Annotated in this window: 8 protein-coding genes; 5 read left to right on the forward strand and 3 right to left on the reverse strand. The window is 60.2% G+C overall.

The annotated features are described in order from the left end of the window. The 3 genes from gyrB to dnaA form a co-directional block, all read right to left on the reverse strand. A partial coding sequence (gene gyrB / locus GPS82_RS11990; protein WP_296495007.1) for a DNA topoisomerase (ATP-hydrolyzing) subunit B occupies positions 1-2,515 on the reverse strand: 2,515 nt, incomplete at its 3' end. Positions 2,516-2,563: 48 nt separating this feature from the next. Beyond that, positions 2,564-3,670 (reverse strand): DNA polymerase III subunit beta, encoded by a 1,107-nt coding sequence (gene dnaN / locus GPS82_RS11995; RefSeq protein WP_296495009.1) that lies wholly within the window; start codon positions 3,668-3,670, stop codon positions 2,564-2,566. A gap of 67 nt (positions 3,671-3,737) precedes the next feature. Then, on the reverse strand, positions 3,738-5,147 hold the full coding sequence (dnaA, locus tag GPS82_RS12000) for a chromosomal replication initiator protein DnaA (protein ID WP_296495011.1): 1,410 nt from the start codon (positions 5,145-5,147) through the stop codon (positions 3,738-3,740). A 227-nt stretch (positions 5,148-5,374) separates the two neighbouring features. Here dnaA and rpmH point away from each other — a divergent pair, with 227 nt between their 5' ends. From rpmH to GPS82_RS12025, 5 genes are all read left to right on the forward strand, one after another. Continuing rightward, on the forward strand, positions 5,375-5,509 hold the full coding sequence (gene rpmH, locus GPS82_RS12005; protein WP_006299042.1) for a 50S ribosomal protein L34: 135 nt from the start codon (positions 5,375-5,377) through the stop codon (positions 5,507-5,509). Between the two features lie 50 nt (positions 5,510-5,559). Next, entirely contained in the window at positions 5,560-5,979 is a 420-nt protein-coding gene (locus tag GPS82_RS12010) for a ribonuclease P protein component (RefSeq protein ID WP_296495013.1), read from the forward strand. Continuing rightward, positions 5,976-6,260 carry a membrane protein insertion efficiency factor YidD gene (gene yidD, locus GPS82_RS12015; RefSeq protein WP_296495015.1) on the forward strand — a complete coding sequence of 95 codons (285 nt, stop codon included), beginning with the start codon at positions 5,976-5,978 and terminating at the stop codon, positions 6,258-6,260. The genes GPS82_RS12010 and yidD overlap by 4 nt, the downstream gene beginning before the upstream one ends. After that, positions 6,257-8,005, forward strand: a complete 1,749-nt coding sequence (gene yidC, locus GPS82_RS12020) for a membrane protein insertase YidC (RefSeq protein ID WP_296495017.1) — start codon at positions 6,257-6,259, stop codon at positions 8,003-8,005. The genes yidD and yidC overlap by 4 nt, the downstream gene beginning before the upstream one ends. A 12-nt stretch (positions 8,006-8,017) precedes the next feature. After that, on the forward strand, positions 8,018-8,876 hold an 859-nt coding region (locus GPS82_RS12025), incomplete at its 3' end, for a tRNA modification GTPase (RefSeq protein ID WP_296495020.1).

Genomic DNA, 8,876 nt, shown 5'->3' on the forward strand with positions numbered 1-8,876 from the left:
TGGTGAACACCTTGTCGGCTTCGATGGCGTCGTCAATCTGCACGCGCAGCAAAATGCGCACCGCCGGGTCCATGGTGGTTTCCCAGAGTTGTTCGGGGTTCATTTCACCCAGACCTTTGTAACGCTGGCGGCTGGTTGAGCCCTCAGCCTGCGTAATCAACCAAGCCATGGCCTCGCGGAAGTCGCTGACCTTTTGTTCTTTTTGACGCTCGCCTTCGCCACGCGTGACCCTGGCACCCTCGCCGAGCAGGCCCCGGAAGGTTTTGGCGACTTCGTTCAGGGCGGCATAGTCGGCGCCATGGACAAAGTCCTGCGTCAGCACGCTGCTCTTGATGTTGCCGTGCAGACGGCGGCTGATGCGCAAAATGGGCTTATCGCTGCGCACGTCAAATTCGCCAGCCACTTCGGCGTCGGGCAATTCGGCTTGCAGGGCGATGGCCGAGGCCTCGGCGTCGGCCACGGTGTCGAGGTTCAGTTCTACGCCATCGGCAATAGCGCGCAGGGCGGACACGTCCAAGAAGTTCGCCAGCCGGGCAATCACGGCCTGTGCTGTCTGGTGCTTGCGCGCCAACTCAGTCAGGGCGTCGCCAGTCAACGCCGTGCTGTTGTCACCACCAGTGTGCACCGTGGCATGAACCAGCGCCACACGCAGCAAAAAGTTGTCGAGGTCGGTGGCGCCCTGCAGGTAGAGCTCTTCGCGCCCAGACTTCACCTTGTAAAGCGGCGGCTGGGCGATATAAATGTGGCCGCGTTCCACCAGTTCCGGCATCTGGCGGTAGAAGAAAGTGAGCAACAAGGTGCGGATGTGGGCGCCGTCAACGTCGGCATCGGTCATGATGATGATGCGGTGGTAGCGCAGCTTGGCCACATCAAAGTCGTCGTTGCCAGTGGTGCCGCCGGCCTTGCCGATGCCGGTGCCCAAAGCGGTGATGAGCGTCAGGATTTCGTTGCTGGTGAGCAGCTTCTCGTAGCGCGCCTTTTCCACGTTCAGAATCTTGCCGCGCAGCGGCAGAATTGCCTGGAACTTGCGGTCTCGGCCCTGCTTGGCAGAGCCACCGGCGGAGTCGCCCTCGACGATGTAGATTTCGCACAGCGCCGGGTCTTTTTCCTGGCAGTCGGCCAGCTTGCCGGGCAGGCCCATGCCGTCGAGCACGCCCTTGCGGCGTGTCATGTCGCGGGCCTTGCGGGCGGCTTCGCGGGCGCGGGCGGCCTCAACGATCTTGCCGACGATGATCTTGGCATCCGCCGGGCGCTCCTGCAGGTAGTCCCACAGCAGCTTGCTGACGATGTCTTCCACCGGGCCGCGCACTTCGCTCGACACCAGCTTGTCCTTGGTCTGGCTGCTGAATTTGGGCTCGGGCACCTTGACGCTCAGCACGCAGGTCAGGCCCTCGCGCATGTCGTCGCCGGTCACCTCGACCTTGGCTTTTTTGGCGATCTCGGTGTCATCAATGTATTTGTTGATGATGCGCGTCATGGCGGCGCGCAGGCCGGTGAGGTGGGTGCCGCCGTCGCGCTGCGGAATGTTGTTGGTAAAGCACAGCACCTGCTCGTTGTAGCCGCTGTTCCACTGCATGGCCACTTCGACGCCGATGTTGGTGTCCTGGTCGCTCTGGCGGTCGCCCATGGCGTGGAAGATGTTGGGGTTGAGGACGGTTTTGCCCTTGTTGATGAAGTTGACAAAGCCGCGCACGCCGTCAGCGCCGGAAAAGTCGTCTTCTTTGCCGGTGCGCTCGTCTTTCAGGCGAATGCGCACGCCGTTGTTCAAGAAGCTCAGCTCGCGCAGTCGCTTGCTCAAAATTTCGTAGTGAAAATCCTTGTTTTCCTTGAAGATATCGGTGTCTGGCAAAAAATGCACTTCGGTGCCGCGGCGCTCGGTCTCGCCGGTCACCTTCATGGGTGACACCTCAACGCCATTGACGCTCTCAACCAGGCGGTTTTGCACAAAGCCCTTGCTGAATTCGAGCACATGCACCTTGCCGTCGCGGCGCACCGTGAGGCGCAGCATTTTGCTCAGCGCGTTGACGCAGCTGACGCCCACGCCGTGCAGGCCGCCGGACACCTTGTAGCTGTTCTGGTTGAATTTGCCGCCGGCATGCAGTTCGGTCAGGGCAATTTCTGCGGCGCTGCGCTTGGGCTCGTGCTTGTCGTCCATCTTGACGCCGGTCGGGATGCCGCGCCCGTTGTCAACCACGCTGACCGAATTGTCGGTGTGGATGGTGACCAGAATGTCGTCGCAATGGCCGGCCAGCGACTCGTCGATCGAGTTGTCGACCACCTCAAACACCAGGTGGTGCAGGCCGGTGCCGTCACTGGTGTCGCCAATGTACATGCCGGGGCGCTTGCGCACGGCTTCAAGGCCTTCAAGGATCTGGATCGAGCCTTCACCATAGGCCTCGGAGGCGCCCGCCTGGTGGGCGTCAATGGTGGGCTGAAAGTTGGAGCTGTCAGCCGTGCTTTCTCCCGTGTGAACGATGTTTTCAGGGGGTTGGGCAGGCTTGTTTTCTTCGGTCATGGCAGAGTCAGTGGAATTTAAAGAGTGCGGGGCAGTGTGCGCCGCTGCTTAGATGCGCATGGGCATCACCACATACTTGAAGTTGGTGTTGTCGGGAATGGTGAACAGCGCCGAGCTGTTGCCATCAGAGAGTTCCAGCGTGACCATGTCTTGCGACATATTGCTGAGGGCGTCGATGAGGTAGGTCACGTTGAAGCCGATTTCGATGCTGTCGCCGCCGTAGTCGATGTCGAGCTCGTCCACCGCTTCTTCCTGCTCGGCATTGTTGGCCGCCACGCGCAGGGTGCCGGGGTCGATGTTGAGGCGCACGCCCTTGAACTTTTCGCTGGTCAAAATGGCGGTGCGCTGCAGCGTGGCCAGCAGCGCGCTGCGGCCCAGGGTGATGCTATTTTTATGGTTGCGGGGAATCACGCGGTTGTAGTCGGGGAACTTGCCCTCGACCAGTTTGGTGACAAATTCCATGCCATCGAAGCTGAACTTGGCTTGATTGTTGGCAAATTGCATCTCGATGGCGCCTTCGGCATCTGACAGCAGGCGTTGCAGCTCCAGCACGGTTTTGCGCGGCAGAATCACCTCCTGCTTGGGCACCTCGACATCGAGCGTGGCGCTGGCAAAGGCGAGCCGATGGCCATCGGTGGCCACCAAGCTGAGTTGTTTGCCTTCAGCAACAAACAAAATGCCGTTAAGGTAATAACGGATGTCGTGCACCGCCATGGCAAACGAGACCTGACCCAGCAGTGCCTTGAGCGTTTTTTGCGGCACGCTGAAGACCGGGCCAAAATTAGCCGACTCCTGCACCAGCGGAAAGTCTTCGGCCGGCAGGGTTTGCAGCGTGAACTTGCTTTTGCCGCCTTTCAGGATCAATTTGGCGGCGCTGGACTCAAGTGACACCAGCTGGTCAGAGGGCATGGTGCGCAAAATGTCGATCAATTTGCGGGCGCCCACCGTGGTGGTGAAATCACCGGTATCGCCGCCCAGCTCTGCCACCGTGCGGATCTGGATTTCGAGGTCGCTGGTGGTGAGTTGCAAGGCATCGCCCGTTTTGCGGATCAGCACATTGGCCAGAATGGGCAAGGTATGGCGACGCTCGACAATGCCCGAGACCGCCTGCAAAACCGACAATACCTTGTCCTGGGTGGCTTTTAAAACAATCATGTCATCCTCTTGGTTTTAATGGCTAATGGAGTTATTTTCCCACTCATTTGGCTGCCTGCCTGTGGCGTCAGCCTTTAAGTGTTTGTTCCAGCACGTGTAATTGCTGGTTGAGTTCAGTGACCTGCTGGCGCTCACCGCCAATTTTTCGCACCGCATGCAGCACCGTGGTGTGATCGCGCCCACCGAACATTTCGCCAATCTCAGGCAGGCTTTTTTGCGTCAGTTCCTTGGCCAGGTACATGGCAATCTGGCGCGGGCGGGCAATGCTGGCCGGCCTCTTTTTGGAATACATGTCGGCAATCTTGATTTTGTAATAGTCCGCCACCGTCTTCTGGATGTTTTCCACCGAGATTTGGCGGTTTTGGATGGAGAGCAGGTCGCGCAGCGCCTCGCGCGCCAGCAAAATCGAGATTTCTTTCTGGTTGAAACGCGAATAGGCCAGAATTTTGCGCAATGCGCCCTCTAGCTCGCGCACGTTCGAGCGCACGTTCTTGGCCACAAAAAAGGCCACTTCTTCGGGCATCACAATGCCTTCGGCCTGGGCTTTGTTGATCAAAATCGCCACCCGCATTTCCAGCTCGGGCGGCTCGATGGCCACCGTCAGGCCGGAGTCAAAGCGCGACACCAGGCGCTCATGGATGTCCGCCAGGCCTTTGGGATAGGTGTCGCTGGTCATGACAATGTGCGACTTTTTGGCCAGCAGCGCCTCGAAGGCGTTAAAAAACTCTTCTTGCGTGCGCTCCTTGTTGGCAAAAAACTGCACGTCGTCAATCAGCAGCAAATCCAGCGAGTGGTAACGCTCCTTGAATTCGTCAAACGCCTTGCGCTGGTAGGCTTTCACCACATCCGTGACAAACTGCTCGGCGTGGATGTAGAGCACTTTGGCGCTGGGATGGTCGGCCATCAACTGGTTGCCCACCGCGTGCATCAGGTGGGTTTTGCCCAAGCCAACGCCACCATAAATGAACAGCGGGTTGTACAGGCGCCCCGGCATGCCGGCCACATGCATGGCTGCGGCGCGCGCCATGCGGTTGGCGCTGCCCTCGACCAGGGTATCAAATGTCAGGGCCGTGTTGAGGCGGCTTTTGAGGGGTTCGGCGGGGCGGAAGTGATCGGCTTCGGCCAGCGTCTCGGCCAGGACAGCGACAGTCGCCACTTTGGGCTCCGACTTGCGCACCACGGCTTCGCGCGGGGCCAGCGCCAGTTCGATCTGCACCGACTGGCCGGTCAGGCGCTCCATGAGCAGCGCCAGGCGCTGGCTGTATTGGGCCCGGATCCAGTCCATCTTGAACCGGTTGGCAACAAAAATGGTGACTTTGCCCAGGTCATCGGCCACCTGGGCTGACAAAGGCTTGATCCAGGTCTGGAATTGCTGTTCGGGGAGTTCCTGTGCCAGTTGATCGATACAGGATTGCCAAAAATCTGCGCCACTCTGGTCTTGCACGGCTGGCGGTGTGGGGCGGAGTCCCTCGGTCATTTTGCGATTGGTTTCTGTGGATAATTTTGATTTCTGACCGCCCCTATTCTAATTTATCAAAGGCTTATCCACACTACGGGTCTTCCCGCTAATTTTGAAGTGGTGAAAAGTTTGCGATAATCTGCGGTTCCCCTGAACAATTCGGGAGGAATTAACGTTGATGCCGCTTGGGCATGTTCAATCAAACTGAGGCAGCTTGCCTCTGAAGCTTCTTAGGATTTCCGAAAATGAAACGCACTTACCAACCCTCCAAGATTCGTCGCGCCCGTACGCATGGCTTTTTGGTGCGCATGAAAACCCGTGGCGGTCGTGCCGTGATCAACGCCCGTCGCGCCAAAGGGCGCAAGCGTCTGGCAGTTTAATTTCAGGCCGGGCGCAGCCTGCTCACCATTGCGGCAACGCTTGACTCACCTTGCAGCGACTCAAAAGTCGGCGCCAGTTTCAGGCCGTGCTGGCGGGGTCCACGCTGGCGCGAACGCCGCATTTTGCCCTGCACTCCGTGGCGTTGAATGCTGACCAAGGGGACTTGAATGCCAAGCCATTGTTCGATGTGCCTGCGGTCTGGCTCGGCGCCATGGTGCCCAAACGCTGGGCCAAACGCGCCGTGACACGCAACGCCCTGAAACGCCAGATATTCGCCGTGAGTCAGCTCTACCATGCGCAATTGCCAACCGCCGCCTACGTGGTTCGGTTGCGCAGCGGCTTTGATAGGGTGCAATTCATCAGCGCGAGCTCTGAAGCCCTGAAGTTGGCCGCGCGCAATGAGCTGCACCAGTTGCTGGCGCGCGCCACGCAAGCCAGGCCCGGCGCGCCCGGGCTGGTGCCGGCGTGATGGCCCGGTTGCTGATCCTGCTCATCAAGGGCTACCGGCTCTTCTTGAGCCCGTGGCTGGGCTCGTCGTGCCGGTTTGAGCCCACTTGTTCCGTCTATGCCCTGGAGGCGCTGCAACGCTTTGGTGCCGCCAGGGGCAGCTACCTTATGCTGTACCGCATTGGGCGCTGTCACCCTTGGTGTGATGGCGGCCTTGACCCGGTCCCCCAGGCGCCTGCCCAGGACTCGTCCCGTTTGTTTACCCGGTTGATACCCTCTTCCACTCAAAAGAAATCCTCATGAACGATATCCGCCGCACCATTTTGTGGGTGATTTTTGGTTTTTCCCTGGTCATGCTGTGGGATCAATGGCAGGTTTACAACGGCCGCAATGCCACATTCTTCCCCAGCTCCACACCGACCGTTGCACAGCCCCAGACGCCGACAGGCGCAGGCACCGAGCCGGGTGGCTCGGGCACCGTGCCGAGTGGCGTGCCTAATAGCGTGCCTGCCGCCAGCAGCAACGTTGCAGGCGCTGGCCAGATTGGCGCCACAGTGCCAGCCGGAGCCGCCCCGGCAGCGGCCGCCGCTGCGGCGCGCGAGCTGGTGGTGGTTGAAACCGACGTCTACAAACTCACCTTTGACACCGAGGGCGGTTCAGTGGTCAGGGCGGAGATGCTCAAACACGCCGATATGGTGGACAAAAAAGTTAATTTCATTCTCTTTGACGACAGCAGAGAGCGGGTTTATCTGGCCCAGTCGGGCCTGATTGCCGGCGCAGGTGGTCCGGCGCTGCCGACCCACAAAACCGTCATGACGCTGGCACCGGGTGAGCGCAGCCTCAAGGAAGGCAGCCAAGCCCTTGAACTGCGCTTTGAATCGGCCGAGGTGGGCGGGTTCCAGCTCATCAAGACCTACACCCTGACGCGCGGCAGCTACGTGGTGGCGGTCAAGCATGAGGTGGTCAATGTCGGCAGCACCGCACTGGCGCCGCAGCTGTATCTGCAACTGGTGCGCGACGGCAACAAGCCGCCGGGTGAATCGGCGCTCTACTTCACCTTTACCGGTCCGGCGGTCTATACCGAGGCCAAAAAATACCAGAAAGTCGAGTTTTCCGACATTGAAAAGGGTTCAGTCGACATTGAAAAGTCGGCTGAAAACGGCTACGTGGCCATGGTGCAGCACTACTTTGCCAGCGCCTGGTTGCTGGGCGACGGCATCAAGCGCGAGCTGTTCATGCGCAAGGTCGACACCAATTTGTACTCGGTGGGCATGATTGCACCGCTGGAAACGATTGCCCCCGGCGCCCGCAAAACGGTGGCCACCACACTTTACGCCGGCCCGCAAGAAGAAAAAGTGCTTGAATCGCTGACCCCCGGACTCGAACTGGTCAAGGACTACGGCTGGCTGACCATTCTGGCCAAGCCGCTGTACTGGTTGCTGGACAAGCTGCACAGCGTCATCAGCAATTGGGGCTGGTCGATTGTGGCGCTGGTCTTGTTGCTCAAAATTGCCTTTTACTGGCTCAACGCCAAGGCCTACTCCAGCATGGCCAAGATGAAGGCGGTCAACCCGCGCATCATGGAAATGCGCGAACGCCTGAAAGACAACCCGCAGCAGATGCAGCAGGAAATGATGCGCATCTACCGCGAGGAAAAGGTCAACCCGATGGGCGGCTGCTTCCCGATCATGGTCCAGATTCCGGTGTTCATTGCGCTGTACTGGGTGCTGCTGGCCAGCGTCGAGATGCGCAATGCGCCCTGGATAGGCTGGATTCATGACCTCTCGTCGCCCGACCCGTTTTACATCCTGCCGATTGTCATGACACTCACCACGGTGCTGCAGACTTCGCTCAACCCGGCGCCGCCTGACCCGATGCAAGCCAAGTTGATGTGGTTCATGCCGCTGGCGTTCAGCGTGATGTTCTTCTTCTTCCCGGCCGGCCTGGTGCTTTACTGGATTACCAACAACGTGCTCTCAATTGCCCAGCAGTGGGTGATCAACACCCGCATGGGTGTGCCGCCGAAGTTTCATTTGCCGAAGTTCTAACATCCACCTGACGTGAGCTTGCCTCGCCACCTTGACCCGATCGTGGCCATTGCCACGGCACCGGGTCGCGGCGCGGTGGGCATGGTGCGGGTCAGCGGACGCGGCCTGCAGGACTTGGTGCTGGGCTTGTGCGGGCGCCCGCTCAAACCGCGCGAAGCCACTTACACCGCCTTTCTGGACGCCACGGGCCAGGCCATCGACCATGGCCTGGCCCTTTATTTTGTGGCGCCGCACTCCTTTACCGGCGAGGAGGTGCTGGAGCTGCAGGCCCATGGCGGCCCGGTGGTGCTGCAACTGTTGCTGGCGCGCTGCCTGCAAGCGGCCGCCGAGCCCGGCCCCGGCGGCGCAGCCCGTCTGGCGCACTTGCGCGTGGCGCTGCCAGGCGAGTTTTCCGAGCGTGCCTTTCTCAACGACAAGATCGATCTGGCGCAGGCCGAGGCCATTGCCGATCTGATCGATGCCAGCACCGAGGCCGCCGCGCGCAGCGCCAGCCGCTCCCTGGCCGGAGCTTTCTCAAGTGAAATCCACACGCTGCGCGATGCCCTCATCCATTTGCGCATGCTGGTCGAGGCCACACTCGACTTCCCCGAAGAAGAGATCGACTTTCTGCAAAAGGCAGACGCGCATGGGCAGCTGACCCGGCTGGCGCTTAGCCTGGCCACGGTAATGGCGCGCGCGCAGCAGGGCGCGCTGCTGCGCGAAGGCATCAAGGTGGTGATTGCCGGCCAGCCCAACGCCGGCAAGTCGTCGCTGCTCAATGCCCTGGCCGGCGCCGAGCTCGCCATCGTGACCGCCATTGCGGGCACCACCCGCGACAAGGTGCAGCAGACCATCCAGATCGAGGGCGTGCCGGTGCATGTGATTGACACCG

The sequence above is a fragment of the Rhodoferax sp. genome (assembly GCF_011391645.1).
GTDB lineage: Bacteria > Pseudomonadota > Gammaproteobacteria > Burkholderiales > Burkholderiaceae_C > Rhodoferax.

Excerpts from the sequence above, each read along its gene's own strand:
- dnaN (WP_296495009.1), bottom strand. The coding sequence starts at position 3,670 with ATGATTGTTTTAAAAGCCACCCAGGACAAGGTATTGTCGGTTTTGCAG.
- dnaA (WP_296495011.1), bottom strand. The coding sequence starts at position 5,147 with ATGACCGAGGGACTCCGCCCCACACCGCCAGCCGTGCAAGACCAGAGT.
- rpmH (WP_006299042.1), top strand. The coding sequence starts at position 5,375 with ATGAAACGCACTTACCAACCCTCCAAGATTCGTCGCGCCCGTACGCAT.
- yidC (WP_296495017.1), top strand. The coding sequence starts at position 6,257 with ATGAACGATATCCGCCGCACCATTTTGTGGGTGATTTTTGGTTTTTCC.